A 16549-nucleotide genomic window follows, 5' to 3' on the forward strand; every position below is an offset into this window, starting at 1 on the left:
GGGTCACTTCTTCGGCTTCCAGTCCTCGGCGTTCCACCAGGGGCCGCTGGCGAAGCCGTGCTCGTGCGGTTCGACCTGGGTGGTGAGTGCGTCCCAGCGGTCGGCGAGGACGTAGAGGTGGTCGATGTGGGTGAGGAAGGTGTAGCCGGGGTTCTTGACGAGTTCGCGCTGGAGGTCGTCGTAGGCGGCCTTGCGGTCCTCGGGGTCCTGGCTGCGGCGGCCGGTTTCGAGGGCCTGGTCGACGGCGGGGTTGTCGTAGCGGGCCATGTTGTTGAAGCCGTCGCCGGCGAGGGAGGAGTGCAGGAGGGTGTAGAGGCCGAAGTCGGGGTCGCCGGTGCTGCCGAAGCCGGCGAGGACGGCGTCCTTGCCCATCCGGGGTTCGATGACCTCCCAGGTGGCGCCCTCGACCTTGACGTCGATGCCTGCCTTCTTGGCGTCGGAGGCGTAGGCGAGGGCGTGGTCCTGGCGGACCTTGTCGCCGGAGGGGTAGTAGAGGGTGAAGGAGGCCCGGACGCCGTCCTTGGCGCGGATGCCGTCCTTGCCGGCCTTCCAGCCGTCGCGGTCGAGGATGCTTTCGGCCCCGGCGAGGTCCTGGGGGCGTTCGATGTCCTTGGTGTACCAGGTGTCGTCGAGGGGCAGCGGCCCGTAGGCGGGGCGGCCTGCTCCGTCGAGGATCTTGTCGACCATGGCCTTGCGGTCCACGGCGAGGTCGAGGGCGCGGCGGATCGCGGTGTCGCCGGTGACCTTGTTCGCGGTGGGGAGGGTGACGGCGCGGAAGTCGTAGGAGGTGGCCCGGTAGGTCTTGAGGCCGTCGTCGTTCTTGAAGGTGGCGGCGAGGTTGGGCGGGAGGGTCGCGCCGTCGAGGTCGCCGGAGCGCAGGCGGGTGGCGCGGACGTCGTCGTCGGCGATGATCGCCATGGTGAGTTTTTTCACCTTCGGGGCGCCGCCCCAGTAGTCCGGGTTCGCCTTGAAGGTGAGTTTCTCGCCCTTGCTCCAGCCGGTGAGGACGTACGGTCCGGTGCCGACCGGTTCGGTGTTGAAGGCGCCGGTGTTGGGGTCCTGCCCGCCCGCGATGTGCTCGGGGACGATGGGCAGGACGGTGCGGGCGGCGAAGGCCGCGTACGGGTACTTGAGGGTGAAGACGACCTTGTCGTCGCCGTCCGCGCGGACCTGTTCGACGGCGTCCAGTTCGCTCTTGGCGGTGTTGTTGGTCTTGTCGTCGAGCACCGTTTCGTACGTGTAGACCACGTCCTCGGCGGTGAGGGGTTCGCCGTCGCTGAACGTCACGCCGGAGCGCAGGGTGTAGGTGTAGGTGCGGCCGTCGTCGCCGATCTCGGGCAGGGCCTTCGCCAGGGCGGGCTTGAGTTCCAGGTCGGCCTCCCGGGCGAGCAGCCCGTCGAAGATCTTGGAGTTGCCGTCCTTGCCGTAGCCGAGCAGGGGGCTCAGGGTGTCGGGTTCGGAGGGAACGCCGATCACCACGGACTCGGCGGACCCGCCGCCGCCCGCGCCGGCGTCCGAGCCGCCGGTCGGCGCCGAGCAGGCGGCGGCCAGCGCGAGCGCGGCGGCGGTGGTCGCCGCGCCGGTGGTACGCCGTATTCGTCGGGTCGTCATCGAACCTCACACCTCTGCTGACTGGAATGCGTTGTTGCATATTAATTGCAGCAAGGTTCTGCCCAGGGCCCCGGCCCCTCATGCCGGCACTTCGGCGATCTGCGGCCGCCCGAGTGCCACCCCCTGCCATCGACGGGCGTCGGGCGTCAAGACCGCAGGTGTGCGCGGGGGTACGGGCTGCGGAACGCCGTCCGCGCGCCCCCGGTACCCGCTTGTCACCGGGCCGGAGCCGGTCTACTGTCGCCACGCCTTGGTGAACGGGAAATCCGGTGCGATACCGGTGCGGCCCTCGCCACTGTGATCGGGAAGTCCGGCTCCGGCCCCTGGTCCTGTCCCCGACAGGACCGACGGGGCAGCCACTGGGTCCATCCAGGACCCGGGAAGGCGGAGCTCGGGCGGTGGTACCCGTCAGCCAGGAGACCGGCCAAGGCGCGTCAACCATCCACGAGGTGCTGGAGAGGGTCTGCTGAGCCATGCACATTGCCGAGGGTTTTCTGCCACCGGCGCACGCGGTCGCCTGGGGCGCCGCGTCGGCGCCGTTCGTCGTCCACGGAGCCCGGTCGCTGATCCGTGAAGTCAGGGAACATCCCGAGAGCACGTTGTTGCTCGGTGCCTCGGGGGCGTTCACCTTCGTTCTGTCCGCGCTGAAACTGCCCTCGGTGACCGGGAGTTGCTCCCATCCCACCGGCACCGGGCTGGGCGCCATCCTGTTCCGGCCGCCGGTCATGGCGGTGCTGGGCACCATCACCCTGTTGTTCCAGGCCCTGTTGCTCGCCCATGGCGGGCTGACCACGCTGGGCGCCAACGTCTTCTCCATGGCGGTCGTCGGGCCGTGGGCGGGGTACGGCGTGTACCGGCTGGCGCGGCGGTGCGGGGCGCCGCTGATGGCGGCGGTGTTCTGCGGCGCGTTCGTCGCCGACCTGTCCACGTACTGCGTCACCAGCGTGCAGCTGGCTCTCGCCTTCCCCGACCCGGGGAGCGGGTTCCTGGGCGCGCTCGGGAAGTTCGGCTCCATCTTCGCCGTCACGCAGATTCCGCTCGCGGTGAGCGAGGGGCTGCTGACCGTGCTGGTGATGCGCCTGCTGGTGCAGTCCAGCGGGGGCGAACTGGCCCGTCTCGGCGTGCTGGTGGCCGAAGTCGCCCGCAACAGGCCCGCCGCGTCGGCAACGGCCGGGACGGCGGGAACGGAATCGGAGGTGGCGCGATGACCAGGAACGCGAAGATCAACACGCTGCTGCTGCTCGCCGTGGCCGCGCTCGCGGTGCTGCCACTGGCGCTCGGGCTCGGCGACCACAAGGAGGAACCGTTCGCCGGTGCGGACGGCGAGGCTCAGAGCGCGATCACCGAGATCGAACCGGACTACGAGCCGTGGTTCTCGCCGCTGTACGAACCCCCGTCCGGTGAGATCGAGTCGGGGCTGTTCGCCCTCCAGGCCGCCGTCGGCGCGGGTGTCCTGGCGTACTACTTCGGGGTGCGGCGCGGGCGCCGGCAGGGCGCGGAGCGGGCCCGGGAGCAGCAGCCGGCGCCCGGCCCCGGCCCCGGCCCCGGCGAGGCGGTCTCCCCCGGGCCCCGGGCCTGATCGCGCGTGCTGCCGATCGACGCGGCGGCGCACAGCAGCCGCTGGCGCCGCCGTCATCCGGTGGACAAGGCCGTACTCGGACTGGGTCTCACCGTGCTCGCGATCTCCCTGCCGCCGTGGCCGGGCGCGGCGCTGGTGCTGGTGACCGCGCTCGCGGTGCTGCTGGGCCCGGCGGGGGTGCCGGGCCGGCGGCTGTGGCGTGCCTACCGGGTGCCGCTGGGCTTCTGCGTCACCGGGGCGCTCACGCTGCTCGTGCAGGTGGGCGGTTCGGGCGGTTTGGTGTCACCGGCCCCCGAAGGGCCGCTGCGCGCGGGTGAGTTGCTGCTGCGCACTTCGGCGGCGTCCCTCGGGGTGCTGCTGTTCGCGTTCACCACGCCGATGTCGGACCTGCTGCCGCGCCTGGTGCGGGCCGGGGTGCCCGCACCGCTGGTGGACGTGGCCCTGGTGACGTACCGCATGAGCTTCCTGCTGCTCGACTCCGTGCGCCGGGTCGGTCAGGCGCAGGCGGCCCGGCTGGGGCACACCACCCGGGCGGCGTCCTGGCGTTCGCTGGGCGGGCTCGGCGCGACGGCGTTCGTCCGGTCCTTCGACCGGGCGGCGCGGCTGCAGACGGGGCTCGCCGGACGCGGCTACGACGGCACGCTGCGCGTCCTGGTGCCCGAGGCGCGTATCTCCGTACGGTTCACGGCCGTCAGCGTGCTGCTGCTCGTGGCGCTGGTCGCCGTCACCCTTCTCCTGGAAAGCCGGATGTCATGAGTGCTCCCGCGCCCAACGGTCCCGCACCGAACGGTCCCGCGCTGGTCGCCCTGCGGGACGCGTCCTTCGCGTACGAGGACGGCCCGGCCGTGCTGACCGGCCTCGACTTCGAGGTGCGTCAGGGGCGCGCGCTCGCGCTGCTGGGCCGCAACGGCAGCGGCAAGACCACGTTGATGCGGCTGCTGAGCGGTGGACTGCGGCCGAGCGGCGGCGAGTTGACGGTGGAGGGCCGGCCCGTCCGGTACGACCGCAAGGGACTGACGCGGTTGCGGACGACGGTGCAGTTGGTGGTGCAGGACCCCGACGACCAGTTGTTCGCGGCGTCCGTGGGCCAGGACGTGTCGTTCGGGCCGTTGAACCTCGGACTGTCCGACACGGAGGTACGGGCGCGGGTCGCACAGGCGCTGGCCGCGCTCGACATCACCGCGCTCGCCGAACGGCCCACCCATCTGCTGTCCTACGGGCAGCGCAAGCGGACCGCGATCGCGGGTGCGGTGGCGATGCGGCCGCGCGTCCTGATCCTGGACGAGCCCACCGCGGGTCTCGACCCGGACGGTCAGGAACGGCTGCTCGCCACGCTCGCCGGTTTGCGCGAGCGGGGCACCACGGTCGTCATGGCGACCCACGACGTGGATCTCGCCCTGCGCTGGGCCGACGACGCCGCGCTGCTCACCCCGTCCGGGGTGCGTACCGGGCCGGTCGCCGGGATGCTGGCCCGCGGCGAACTCCTCCGGGCGGCCGGCCTGCGGCTTCCGTGGGGCGTCGCGGCCGCGGACCTGCTGCGTGCGTGGGGGCTGCCGGCCGACGGGGGTGGCGCCCCTCGCACCCCGGAGGAACTGGCGGCGGTGGCCGCGACCCGCCGGCGGAGTGCTCCGCCCACTGACCGCATCATCCGGAAAGTCCCCCTTGCAGGTGATCCCGACGACCCCGCATCGTGAGTCCTTTCGATCACAACAACGCTCCAGTACCGTACAGTTGGCCGAAAATCGGCCACCGGGAGACGGGGCACGTGCGCTGAACCGGCTTGGAAGCGGAGGGCGTTGCGGGTGCGAGGGACAAGCGGTGCCCCTGCGTCCAAGCCTCTCGGGCGCGCTGGTAGCCGCTCGACAGCCGTACCACGCCGCCATGTTCCACCAGCAAATTCACGACGAAATCGGCTCCGGCGACGGACCGTGCACGCAGGCAAGTTCCGGCACTCATTCGGATGACTACCATGGGGCCAGTTTCGATCCGGAGATTGGCCGTCCTCTTGGCGGATCCGTCCCGGACCGCGGTCGGCGCGCGTGCCGTCGGCCCTTCCCCTTCCTGCACTCGAGTATCGAGGGACCGCTGAATGTCAGTGCCTGCACCGCCCAGTCAGCACCGGCCGGCGAAGGCGCCCCAGGCCTCGCCGGCCATCCCCGTGGTCGTCCTGGTGGTGAGCGCGGCGGCTGCGGGGACGGCGGTGGCGATGGCGCCTGCCGACGCCACCACGTGGACGCTCGCGTCGGCCCTGGTCGCCTGGTGCTGCGTGGCCGTCACGGTCCTCGTCGGCGCCCTGCTCGTCGGCCGGGCCCGTCGGGCGGCCTGGAAACGGGGTGACGAGGCGGACCTGCTGAGGGGCCGACTGGACCAGTTCACCGCCGAGTCGGCGTACCTGGTGAACGTCACGATGCCGGCCGTCGTCAAACGGTTGCGTGACGGAACCGGTACGGGCGACGCCCTCGCGAGCGTGACTGAGCCGTCCGACCCGCAGCTGCGGCGCATCATGCACGCCTTCGCCGCCGTCTGCGAGGAGTCCGTCCAGCACGCCGCGGCCCTGAACACCGAACTCCTTCAGGCCCGGCAGGAAATGGACGAGACCGCCGCCGAAGTGGAGCGGCTGACGCACAAGGCGCTGCCCGCCGCCGTGGCGAAACTGCGCGAGGGCAGCTCGGCGGACACGGTGCTCGCCGAGTTCGAGTGGTCGCACGCCCCGATGCTCCGGGCCCCCGCCGAATCGTTCGTCCGGGAGCTGGCCCGCAGCGAGCGCCGGGCCTCCGCCGCGCAGGCCACCTCGGCGAAGTCCCTGAGCCGCGTGCAGGCCAAGGCGGTCAGCATGCTCGCCGACCTGAGGGAGATGCAGGAGCGGCACGGCGAGGAGGTCTTCGGCGATCTGCTGAAGCTGGATCACAGCACGTCGCAGCTCGGCCTCATGACGGACCGCCTCGCACTGCTCATGGGCGGCCGGTCCAGCCGGGCGTGGAACAAGCCGATCGTGATGGAGAGCATCCTGCGCGGCGCGGTCGGCCGGATCGCCGCCTACCGGCGGGTGCGGCTGCACTCGTCGAGCACCGCGGCGGTCTCCGGGTTCGCGGCGGAGGGCGTGATGCATCTGCTCGCCGAGCTGATGGACAACGCTGCCAACTTCTCGCCGCCGATCGACGAGGTCCACGTGTACGTGGAGGAGCGCAGCGCCGGCATCGTCGTCACGATCGAGGACAGCGGCCTGAAGATGGCGGACGCGGCGATGCGCCACGCCGAGGAGGCGGTGGCCGGCCTCGTGCCCGACCTCGCCTCGCTGCAGGGCACGCGACTCGGTCTTGCCGTCGTGGGGCGGCTGGCGACGAAGTACGGCATCGATGTCAACTTCCGGCCGTCCTCGCGCGGCGGCACCGGCGTCGTCGTCCTGCTGCCCCCGCAACTGCTCGCCCAGCAGCGGGACCCGGGCCCCGGGCAGGCCGCGGGCCGCCCGCCCGCCGCCCCGCCCGTGGCCGAGGCCACGCCCGCCCTCCCTGCGGCGCCCGCGCCCGCAGCGTTGCCCGCCGTGGAGATGCCCCGCACCGCCCCACCGCGTCCCGCCGCCGAGCGGCCCGCCGGGCGGCCGGAACTTTCCGGGCAGGGCGGCAGGTCCCGAAGCGCCACGCCGAACGGGCTGCCCGTCCGCAGGCCCGGACGCACCATGGCCGAGGCGGAGCGCGAGCGCGAGCAGCGCCGGCCCTCCGCCGGCCCCGCGAACAGCGCCCCGGCGGACGGTACGGCGCGCGACGCGGGCTCCCGCTTCGGTGCCTTCCACCGGGGCCGCCAGTCCGGAAACAGGGCCGGCGGGCCGGAATCCGGGCCGCCGGCGTCCTCGTAGACCCACACCATCGTCCACCCGTACGGCGCCCGGGGCATCGGCGTCCCATCCCCCCTGCTCGAGTTCGTGAGATTGGAGAAACGGGCGGTGACCGGTCAGCCCGGCGCCACCGTCCCGACACCCACCATGCAGACCACCGACAACAGCCTCACCTGGCTTCTGCAGAGTCTCCTGGAGCGCACCCCCGGCACCCGGCACGCGCTGGTGCTGTCCCGGGACGGCCTCAAACTGTGCTGGTCCGAGCATCTGTCGCTCGACCAGGCCGACCAACTGGCGGCGATCTGTTCCGGAATCCAGGCGCTCGCGCAGGGCGCCTCCGTCGAGTTCGGCGACGGGACCGGCGGGGTGCGTCACTCCATGACCGAGTTCCACGGCGGCCTGCTGTTCATCGTGGAGGCCGGTGAGGGGGCGCACCTGGCGGCCCTCGCGGACGAGAGCGCCGACCCGAGCGTGGTGGGCCATCAGATGACGGAGCTGGTCGAGCAGATCGGGGAGCACCTGCGGGCCGAGCCCCGGACGCCCGCCCGGGGAAGTGCCACGTCGTGATGCGCAGGCCCGTGGACACCGGTGACCCCGACCGGCTCTACCTGGTCACCAACGGACGCAGCCGTACCGATGACTCGTTCGACCTGGTCACCCTCGTGGTCAGTGAGTGCGAGCCCACCCCCGGAATGCAGTCGGAGCATGCCCGGATCCTCGACCTGTGCCGTCATCCGACGGCCCTGGTCGAGATCGCCGCGGAGCTGAACCTGCCCATCACCGTGGTGCGGATCCTGCTGGGTGACCTGCTCGCCACGAACCGCATCACGGCCCGCCATCCGCACGCGGCGAAGTCCGTCGCCTCGCTCCCCGACTCCGCCCTTCTCCAGGAGGTTCTCCATGGGCTCCGCAACATCTGAGCTCCCCTCCCGTCGCACGCCCCTGTCCGACGCCGCCGAAACCGGCCTGAAGATCGTCATCGTGGGTGGTTTCGGCGTCGGCAAGACCACCCTGGTCCACTCGGTCAGCGAGATCCGGCCGCTGACCACCGAGGAGGTCATGACGCAGGCGGGGATCGGCGTCGACGAGCCGGGCGAAGGCACGACGAAGACCACCACGACCGTGGCGTTCGACTTCGGGCGGATCAGTCTCAACGAACGCATGGTGCTCTACCTGTTCGGCGCTCCGGGGCAGGAGCGCTTCTGGTTCCTGTGGGACCGGCTGTTCTCCGGCACGCTGGGCGCGGTCGTCCTCGTCGACACCCGGCGGATGGACGACTCCTGGTACGCGATCGACCGGCTCGAGCACCACCGGACGCCGTTCGTCGTCGCCGTGAACCGGTTCGAGGACGACGAGGCCCGGTATTCCCTGGACGAGATACGGCAGGCGCTCGCGCTGCCCGATCGCGTGCCGCTGATCGACTGCGACGCGCGGAGCCGGCATTCCGGCAAGGACGTACTGATCACCCTCGTGGACCACCTCTACGCACTGGCCATGGCCCGGGAGACGACACCGTGACCGACACCGGATCCTCCGCACGACCGGCCCCGCCGGGCTGCCCCGCCCACGCGGGCGCGGTGCGCCTGGCCGGGCTGGAGTACCAGCAGGACCCGTCACAGCTGTACCGGGCGCTGCGCCGTGAGCACGGCGCGGTCGCCCCCGTGCTGCTCGACGGGGACATCCCGGCCTGGCTGGTGATGGGCTACTCCGAGGTCACCTACGTGACCCGGCACGACGAACTGTTCGCGCGGGACTCGCGGCGCTGGAACCAGTGGCCGGACATCCCGCCGGACTGGCCGCTGCTGCCGTTCGTCGGATATCAGCCGTCGGTGCTGTTCACGGAGGGCGACGAGCACCGGCGGCGGGCCGGGGTGATCACCGAGGCGCTGGGCGGTGTCGACCAGTTCGAGCTGGCCCGCGACTGCCGGCGGATCGCCGACCGGCTCATCCCCGAGTTCGCGGGGAGCGGGCGCGCGGAGCTGATGAGTCAGTACGCGCACGCCGTGCCGGCCCGTGCCGTCGTGCAGATGTGCGGGATGCCGCTCGACGCCACCGACACCCAGCAGTTGGTGGACGACCTGCGCATTTCGCTGGACGCGGCCGAGGGCGACGATCCGGTCGCCGCGTACGGGCGGGTGGCCGAACGACTGACGCGGCTGGTGAAGGAGAAGCGGGAGCGGCCGGGTGCGGACGTCACCTCGCGGATGCTGCTGCACCCGGCGGGGCTGACCGACGAGGAGGTCGTCCAGGACCTGATCTCGGTGATCGCCGCCGCTCAGCAGCCCACCGCGAACTGGATCTGCAACACGCTGCGGCTGCTGCTCACCGACGAGCGGTTCGCGCTGAACGTCTCGGGCGGCCGGCTCAGCGTGGCCGACGCGCTCAACGAGGTGCTGTGGCTGGCCACGCCGACGCAGAACTTCATCGGCCGGTGGGCGGTGCGGGACACACAGCTCGGCGGGCGGCAGATCCGGGCGGGCGACTGCCTGGTGCTGGGGCTGGCGGCGGCCAACACGGATCCGCAGATCTGGCCCGACGGGCACGTCGGTGCGGAGAACTCCGCGCATCTGTCGTTCAGCAACGGGGAGCACCGCTGCCCCTACCCGGCCCCGTTGCTGGCCGACGTCATGGCGCGCACGGCCGTCGAGACCCTGCTGGACCGGCTGCCGGACCTGATGCTCGCGGTGGAGGCGCAGGACCTGTCCTGGCGTTCGTCGATCTGGATGCGAGGACTGTCGGCGCTGCCGGTGCAGTTCACGCCGGTGGTGCATTAGGGCCTGTCCGGCGGATCGGGTCGGAGGCGGTCGGCGGTGTCCGTCCGGCCGGGGCGAGTGGGGTCCGGTGCGTTCGGCCGCAGGGCGGAGGAGGGCGCGCCGACGCGAGGGGGGTCCCTCCCCGCTCGGGCGGAGCCGGGAGCCCGGGGGAGCCGGCAACCGACGACAACGCCGCAGATGAGCGTGCCGGATCCCACGTCTCCGGCATGACCCACCGGACCGGCCCTGGGGGCGGCGGGTCGGCTCGGAGGTGAGCGGCGGCGTCCTTCCGGCCGAGGTGAGCGGGGCCCGGCGCGTGCGGTCGTGCGGCTGTACGGCGGAGGAGGGCGCCGACGCGATGGGGGCCGCTCCGCTCACAAGGACCCTCCGCCGGGGTGCCTCCCGCTCGAGGAGTTCGGGGGCTGGCGTGCCGGGCGCCGCGACTCCGGCATGACCCACCGGACCGGCCCGGGGCGGCGCGGACAGGCGGGCTCCCTGGGGGTGGAGCCCGTGTCCGTCCCCCGGGGGGTCAGTCCGTGACCGGAGTGAAGCGCACCGGCAGGGACTGCGGTCCCCGGGTGAACACCCCCTTCTCGACGGGGTCGAAGCCGTCGGCGAGCCGTACGTCGGGCATGGCGTCGAGGAGCTGGTTCACACCGGTCTCGACCTCGGCCTTGGCGAGCAGGGCGCCCACGCAGAAGTGCCGGCCGAGGGCGAAGGCGAGGTGGTCGGCGGCGGCCGAGAAGGCGGTCGTGGTGGTGAGGTCCTCGCGGAAGACGTCGAAGCGGTCCGGGTCGCGGTAACGGCTCCCGTCCCGGTTGGCGGCGCCGATCAGGCAGGTGACGGTGGCACCGGCCGGTATGGTGCCGCCGCTGAGGGAGACCTCGGTGGCCGACTGACGCATGATCATGTGGACGGGCGGGGTGTAGCGCAGCGTCTCGGCGAACGCGCTGGGGATGAGGCTGCGGTCCTCGCGGACGGCGGCGAGCTGCTCGGGGTTCAGCAGCAGGTTCGCGAAGATGCCGGCGATGGCCTTGTCGGTGGTCTCGCCGCCGGCGGCGAGCAGCAGGCTGCAGAACGCCTTGATGTCCTCGTCGCTCATCGACACGCCGTCGACCTCGGCGGCGCACAGCGTGGACAGCAGGTCGTCGCCGGGGTTGTCGCGGCGCTGCCGGATGATCGGCAGCATGTACTCGGCGAACTCCACCCGGGTGCGCTCCCCCGCCGCGGCCACCTCCGGATCGCCGGAGAGGTTGCCGAGAAAGGCGATGACGGAGGTGTACCAGCGGTGGAAGCGTGCGTGGTCGGCCTTGTCCAGGCCGAGCATGTCCGCGATCACGTTGACCGGGAACCGGGTCGCGTAGTCGGTGACCAGGTCGGCGGAGCCGGTGTGCCGGAAGGCGTCGATGAGCTCGCGCGAGTTGCGCTCGATGAAGGGGAGGAACTTCGACTGGAGGTCGCTGCCGCGGAAGGCGGGGGCGACCAGGGCGCGGCGCACGGCGTGTTCCCGCCCGCTGAGCTGGAGGATCGTCTTGCCGTGCACGGGCTCGATCTGCCAGTCGTAGTTGTCGGTGGTGAACTGGTTGTTCTTGTCCTTGAAGACGCGCTCGACGTCCTCGTAGCGCGAGACGATGTAGCTCTGGGTGGCCTCGTGCCAGATGAGGGGCGCGCTGTCGCGCATCACGCGGTAGGCGGGGTAGGGGTTCGCGGCGAACTCGGGCGAGAGGATGTCGGGCACCTGCTGCGCGGTGGACATGAAGCTCCCTGGGGGTTCAATAACTGATGTACCGCACAAGGTTATTGATCATTCATCGGCCGGGACAGTCCTGTCCTGGGTCCTCTTGGGCGCTTGGCGGTCGTTGGCCGAAAGTCGCCCTTCGCGGATCGGCGGCACGGGTGATGGCCGACTCGACGGCGGCGATGCGGTCGCCGAGGAGGGCGAGGGCCGCGACGGCGCGGATGAGGGCGTCGTCGTCGGGTCCGCCCAGGGCGTGGGTGCGGACGTGGGCGGCCCTGACCTCGGCCCAGCGGGCGGCCTGCGCGGCGGTGAGTGTGCCGCGCAGTTCGGCGAGCTTGAGCAGGTTCGCCTCGGCGCCGGTGGTGAGGGTCTGCGCCTCGGCCGCGTAGTGGTCGTCGATGAGCGCGGAGAGTTCGGCGTCGTTCATGACCGGCTGGATCCGCTGGGCGATCTTGTTCATGTTGCGGTAGGAGCCCTGGAGCCGGAACGGCGGCTCGCTGCGGGCGTCGTCGGACTGGGCGGCCGAGGCGATGTAGGCCTCGTTGACCGCGAGGACCGTGCGGCGGGCGGTGAGCAGGTGGCGCAGGACGGCCAGGACGCGGTCCAGTTCGGTGGGCGCGTACGGGTGGGTGAGCCGGTCGGCGTGGGCGGTGGGGTCGCCCTCGGCGAGGCGGATCAGCAGGTCGAGGTCGCCGCGGTCGCGGCCGGCGAGCGGAGCGAGGACGGTGTTGGCGGTGAGGGCGTTCTCGATGAAGCTGGCGGCGAAGGCGTCGTCCTTGCCGGTGAGGACGTCGCCGAGGTTCCACACGTCGGCGCGGTTGGCCAGCATGTCGGGCACCCGGAAGAGGTCGCCGGACTCGGTGTAGGGGTTGCCGGCCATGCAGACGGCGAAGCGCTTGCCCCGCAGGTCGTAGGTGCGCGGCGCGCCTTCCCACACGCCCTCCACGCGGCGGGTGGCGTCGCAGAGCGGGATGAACTTCTGGAGGAGTTCGGGCGAGGTGTGCTGGATGTCGTCGAGGTGGAGGAGTGTGTTGTTGCCGGCGGCCAGCGCGAAGTTGATCTTCTCGATCTCCTGGCGTGCGGTGGCGTTCGGCGCTTCGGCCGGGTCGAGCGAGGTCACGGAGTGGCCCAGCGCCGGGCCGCTGATCTTCACCAGGACGAGGCCGAGCCGGTCGGCGACGTATTCCATGAGGGTGGTCTTGCCGTAGCCGGGCGGGGAGACGAGCAGGAGCAGGCCGCCGGTGCCGGTGCGGCCCGACTCGCCGGTGGTGCCGAGCTGTTTGGCGAGGCTGTCCCCGATGAGGGGGAGGTAGACCTCGTCGACGAGACGGCCCCGGACGAACGACGACATCACGCGCGGTCGGTGTTCGTCCAGGCGCAGCCGGGTGCGTTCGGCGGTGACCAGGGCGGTGCGGCTGCGCTGGAAGGCGCGGAACGCCGGGGTGTCGCGGTCCCTGAACTCCTCTGTGCGGGCGAGGAATTCGTCCAGGCGGAGGGTGAGGCGGCGGTCGGTGATGCGGGGGTGGGTGCCGAGCAGGCCGTCCACGGTGACGGTGAGGGGCGCGTCGGACTCGTGGCGGGGCGTGTCCGGGCAGAGTTCGGCGGCGACGGCCTCGGCGAGGTCGCCGGGGGTGAGGTGGCTGCCGGTCGCGGCGGTGTACGCGGACAGCCAGGCCTCGACGAGCTGGCGGCGGGCGGTGAGGCCGGTGAGGGCGGGCAGGTCCTCGTCGTAGGCCTCGGTGGCGACGGTGCGGCGGAACTTGTCGAGCAGGGTGCGGGTCTGCGCGCTGATGACGAACCCGTCGGGTCCGGTGGTGAGTTCGTCGAAGAGGTAGGCGGCCGCGGCCTCCGGGCGGGCCGACGCACCGCCGGTGCCGGTGCCGGTGCCGTCTTCGTCCCGGCCGGCGATCCTGCGGGCGAGTTCGGCGCGCAGGTCGGCGAGGGCCGGGGGCGGGCCGAAGGCGTCGCGGACGCGGGCGAGGGAGCGGGCCCGGCGGGTGAGGTCGGCGCGTTCGGGGGCGGTGGTGCCGTGCGTCCAGTGGAGCAGGGCGAGGGCGCGGGCGGCGGGCTCGTGGCGCAGGAGCCCGGCCCCGTCGTACAGGGGCAGGACGGCGGTGATCAGGGCGGTCGCGTCGTGGTCGTGGACGCCGCGCTCGTATCCCTCGTCGTAGGCCTCCTCGGCGGCCCGGCGTACGAGGGCGGCGAGGTCGTCGGTGCCGTGCAGGGCGTCGGGGCCGTGCTCGTGCAGCAGACGGGCGGCGAGGTGTTCGGCGCGGTAGACCTCGGGCGACTCGGACGGCAGGTGCCGGTTCCAGTAGCGGCGGCCGTCGTCGAGGGAGGGGTCGGTGACGGGGGCGCGGTAGTCGGTGCCGGTGAGGGCGAAGGCGAGGCCGTCGCCGTGCGGGACGAGGGTGAGGTCGAGGGGCTGGGTGGTGACGGCGAAGCGGTGGCTGCCCAGGCGGATGGCGCGGCCGCCGTCGGCGTAGAGGTCGGTGCGGTCGCGCAGGGCGCGGGCGGCTTCCTGCCGGGCGGAGCGGAGCCGTCCGTCGAGTTCCTCGGCGCGGACCCGGTCGCCGAGGTCGCGGAGTTCGCCGGCGGTGCGGCGGACCTTGGCGACCAGGGGGTCGGAGGCGAAGTAGGTGCTGACCTCGTCGGTGTCGGCGAGGGTGGCACAGCGTCGGGCGACGGTCTCCAGGACGCGTTCGGCGGCGGAGGCGAGCTGTTCGGCGCGGCGGGCGCGGGCGTCGGTGAGGCTCTGCTTGCGGGCGGCGAACGCCTCGTAGATCTCGGTGCGCCGGTCGGCGAGTTCGCCGAGCACGTCGTCGAACTCCGCGAAGCGGGACTCCAGGGTCTCCAGCTGGGCGAGGACGCGGGTCAGTTGTTCGTCGCAGGACTCGGGGTCGGCGGCGGTCGCGAGGGCGCCGGTGACGGTCTGGCCGAGCAGGGCGAGTTCGGCGGCGAATCCGGCGCGGGCCTCGCGGTCGCGCAGGCCTCGGCGGCGGGCGTCGAGGGTGGCGCGGGCGCGGTTGACACCGCCGAGTGCTTCGGCGACGCGTTCCAGGACGGCGGTGCGGACGGTCGCGTCGCCGATGTCGAGTCCGGCGACGACCTCGGTCACCGTCCTCAGTCCGTCGGCGAGTTCGTCCAGGCGGGCGGTGACGGGGGCGGCCTCGGCGGCGGTGTCGATCTGTTCGGCGTCGGCGACGAGGCGTTCGACGTCGGCGTGGTGGGCGGCGAAGGCGTCCGCGTGGGCGAGGTGGGTGACCGCGCGCCGGCCGAAGGAGTCGAGGTCGTGGCCGGCGTCGGCGGCGAGTTCGTCGATGCGGGCGTGGTCGGCGTACCGCATCTCCTTCAGGGTCAGCAGATGACCCTGGGCGTGGCGGAGTTCGGTGAGGCCGGCGACCCAGGCGGCGGCCTCGCGGGGCTGTTCCCCGCGCAGCCTGCGGACCACGGAGCCGATGCGGCCGGCCGCCTCGTCGAGCGCGGCGGCGGCGCGGCGGCCGAGGTCGCGTACGGCCTCGAACTCGGCCAGGACCTGTTCGGCGGTGGTGCGTACGTCCTCCAGCGGGCCGCGCAGGTCGCCCAGTTCGGGTTCGCCGAGCCAGTGGTGGGCGTCGGCCGTGCGGACGCAGGCGGCGGCCAGGGCCTCGTACACCTCGGTCGTCGGGGTGGTCCCGGTGACGGAGCGGACCAGGGACAGGCAGGCGGAGATGCCGCGGACGAGGTCGGCGTTGCCGATCCGGTCGAGGGGGCCGTCGCCGACGGGCCGGCCCGCGGCGTGGGTGTCGGAGACGTAGGGCGAGTGCCACAGCTGGAGCGGGTGGACACGGGCGGGTTCGTCGCCGTCGGGCCGCAGCAGGGTGAGCGCGCCGTCGTCGGAGAGCGCCCAGCCGTGGCAGCTCAGCGGTGCGGCGACCTCCTTGCGGATCACGTTGTAGGACAGGAGCAGGGCGCGGCCCCGGCCGGGGGCGTGGAAGGCGTACAGCACGTCCTCGCCGTTGGGCGAGCGCACCTCGCGTTCGAACTCCATGCCGGTGGTGTCGAGTCCGTACGTCTTGTGGGTGCCGGCGGCGAGGCAGTAGCCGCCGGGGAAGACGATGCCCTGGTCGTCCGGCAGGCGCCGGCAGCCCCGGCCGATGCCGTCGAGGCGGACGACGGTCCGGGTGAGGGTGTTGAAGACGAGGTGGCGGTGCGCGCTCTCCTTGTAGGGCAGGACGCGCAGCAGGATCAGCGCCCCGACGCGGGCGTGGGCGATCTCCGCGTCGGCGAGGGACTGGAGCGGCTCGTCGACCGGTTCGGTGTGGATGCCGTCGGGGGTGCCGGTGTCGTTCTCCGTCTTGACGGTGAGGGTGCCGCCGAGGGTGTCGACGAAGAGTTCGTCCTGGACGCGCACGTGCGGGTGCCGGCCGACGACGTGGTCCTCACGGGTGGTGCGGGTCCATGCGATGTCCGGGGCCGGGGTGCGGGCGTGGTCGCGGTCGCCGCGCGCGTCGAGGAAGGCCGCCCGGCCGTCCTCGGACACCGACCAGCGCAGGACGCGGATGTCGCCGGCCTTCTCGCCGGTCTGGAACACGGCGAGGAGCTTGCCGTCGACGCGGCGCAGCCGCAGCAGGCGGGCCTGACGGTAGTAGCGGTGCAGGGCGCCGAACTCCCGCAGGAACCCGGGGTCGCCGAGGAGTCCGGGCACGGCGCCGTCGGGCAGCCGGTTCAGGTCGCGGTCGTGCGCGGCGAGGACGTCGCCGACCGCGGTGTCCGTCTCCGGGCGGGGCTGGGCGCCGTAGCCGAAGAGGAGCACGTCGCCCACGGCGACGATGTCGCGGGGCACGCTGGTGCGGTCGGTGCGCAGCCGTTCGGTGCCGGCGAGGCGCAGTTCGGCGGTGCCGAAGGTCTCGATCCGGAGCCGGTTCAGCCCCTCCGCACGTCGGGCGAGTTCGGCGGCCTGCGCGGTCAGGCGGTCGCGCAGCACCTGGTAGGTGCCGCCGTCCACGGTGACGTGGGCGCCGGCGCCGGCGCCGGTGCCGGTGCCGGTGCCGGTG

The 16549-nt window shown here is 72.7% G+C and carries 12 protein-coding genes and 1 riboswitch; of the genes, 9 read left to right on the forward strand and 3 right to left on the reverse strand.

Features of this window, described 5'->3' with window-relative positions:
- Window positions 1-3 precede the first annotated feature (3 nt).
- Window positions 4-1611, reverse strand: a complete 1608-nt coding sequence (locus tag ACFWVE_RS09670) for an ABC transporter substrate-binding protein (RefSeq protein WP_384009968.1) — start codon at window positions 1609-1611, stop codon at window positions 4-6.
- Window positions 1612-1845: 234 nt separating this feature from the next.
- Window positions 1846-2055: riboswitch (cobalamin riboswitch) on the forward strand.
- A gap of 29 nt (window positions 2056-2084) precedes the next feature.
- On the opposite strand from ACFWVE_RS09670, the gene ACFWVE_RS09675 reads away from it, so the two are divergent.
- The 9 genes from ACFWVE_RS09675 to ACFWVE_RS09715 all read left to right on the forward strand — a co-directional run bounded on the left by ACFWVE_RS09675 (window position 2085) and on the right by ACFWVE_RS09715 (window position 9796).
- Entirely contained in the window at window positions 2085-2819 is a 735-nt protein-coding gene (locus ACFWVE_RS09675) for an energy-coupling factor ABC transporter permease (RefSeq protein WP_384009972.1), read from the forward strand.
- Window positions 2816-3190: an energy-coupling factor ABC transporter substrate-binding protein gene (locus ACFWVE_RS09680; RefSeq protein WP_384009978.1), complete on the forward strand. Its 375-nt coding sequence runs from the start codon at window positions 2816-2818 to the stop codon at window positions 3188-3190. Before ACFWVE_RS09675 ends, ACFWVE_RS09680 begins: the two co-directional genes overlap by 4 nt.
- A 6-nt stretch (window positions 3191-3196) precedes the next feature.
- On the forward strand, window positions 3197-3946 hold the full coding sequence (cbiQ, locus tag ACFWVE_RS09685; protein ID WP_384009985.1) for a cobalt ECF transporter T component CbiQ: 750 nt from the start codon (window positions 3197-3199) through the stop codon (window positions 3944-3946).
- Window positions 3943-4884: an energy-coupling factor ABC transporter ATP-binding protein gene (locus tag ACFWVE_RS09690; protein ID WP_384009991.1), complete on the forward strand. Its 942-nt coding sequence runs from the start codon at window positions 3943-3945 to the stop codon at window positions 4882-4884. Before cbiQ ends, ACFWVE_RS09690 begins: the two co-directional genes overlap by 4 nt.
- Window positions 4885-5279: 395 nt before the next feature.
- On the forward strand, window positions 5280-7043 hold the full coding sequence (locus ACFWVE_RS09695; protein WP_384009996.1) for a sensor histidine kinase: 1764 nt from the start codon (window positions 5280-5282) through the stop codon (window positions 7041-7043).
- A gap of 87 nt (window positions 7044-7130) precedes the next feature.
- On the forward strand, window positions 7131-7589 hold the full coding sequence (locus tag ACFWVE_RS09700) for a roadblock/LC7 domain-containing protein (protein ID WP_384009999.1): 459 nt from the start codon (window positions 7131-7133) through the stop codon (window positions 7587-7589).
- Window positions 7586-7942 carry a DUF742 domain-containing protein gene (locus tag ACFWVE_RS09705; RefSeq protein ID WP_384010004.1) on the forward strand — a complete coding sequence of 119 codons (357 nt, stop codon included), beginning with the start codon at window positions 7586-7588 and terminating at the stop codon, window positions 7940-7942. The genes ACFWVE_RS09700 and ACFWVE_RS09705 overlap by 4 nt, the downstream gene beginning before the upstream one ends.
- Complete coding sequence (locus tag ACFWVE_RS09710; RefSeq protein WP_384010010.1) at window positions 7923-8540, forward strand: ATP/GTP-binding protein; 618 nt, start codon at window positions 7923-7925, stop codon at window positions 8538-8540. The genes ACFWVE_RS09705 and ACFWVE_RS09710 overlap by 20 nt, the downstream gene beginning before the upstream one ends.
- Entirely contained in the window at window positions 8537-9796 is a 1260-nt protein-coding gene (locus ACFWVE_RS09715) for a cytochrome P450 (RefSeq protein WP_384010013.1), read from the forward strand. Before ACFWVE_RS09710 ends, ACFWVE_RS09715 begins: the two co-directional genes overlap by 4 nt.
- 508 nt (window positions 9797-10304) lie before the next feature.
- On the opposite strand, the gene ACFWVE_RS09720 is transcribed toward ACFWVE_RS09715, so the two are convergent.
- Together ACFWVE_RS09720 and ACFWVE_RS09725 are read right to left on the reverse strand one after the other, a co-directional pair.
- Complete coding sequence (locus ACFWVE_RS09720; RefSeq protein WP_384010016.1) at window positions 10305-11531, reverse strand: cytochrome P450; 1227 nt, start codon at window positions 11529-11531, stop codon at window positions 10305-10307.
- 52 nt (window positions 11532-11583) lie between these two features.
- Entirely contained in the window at window positions 11584-16500 is a 4917-nt protein-coding gene (locus tag ACFWVE_RS09725; protein ID WP_384010024.1) for a DNA repair ATPase, read from the reverse strand.
- Window positions 16501-16549: the final 49 nt, after the last annotated feature.

The sequence above is a fragment of the Streptomyces sp. NPDC058632 genome (genome assembly GCF_042717095.1).
Classification (GTDB): domain Bacteria; phylum Actinomycetota; class Actinomycetes; order Streptomycetales; family Streptomycetaceae; genus Streptomyces.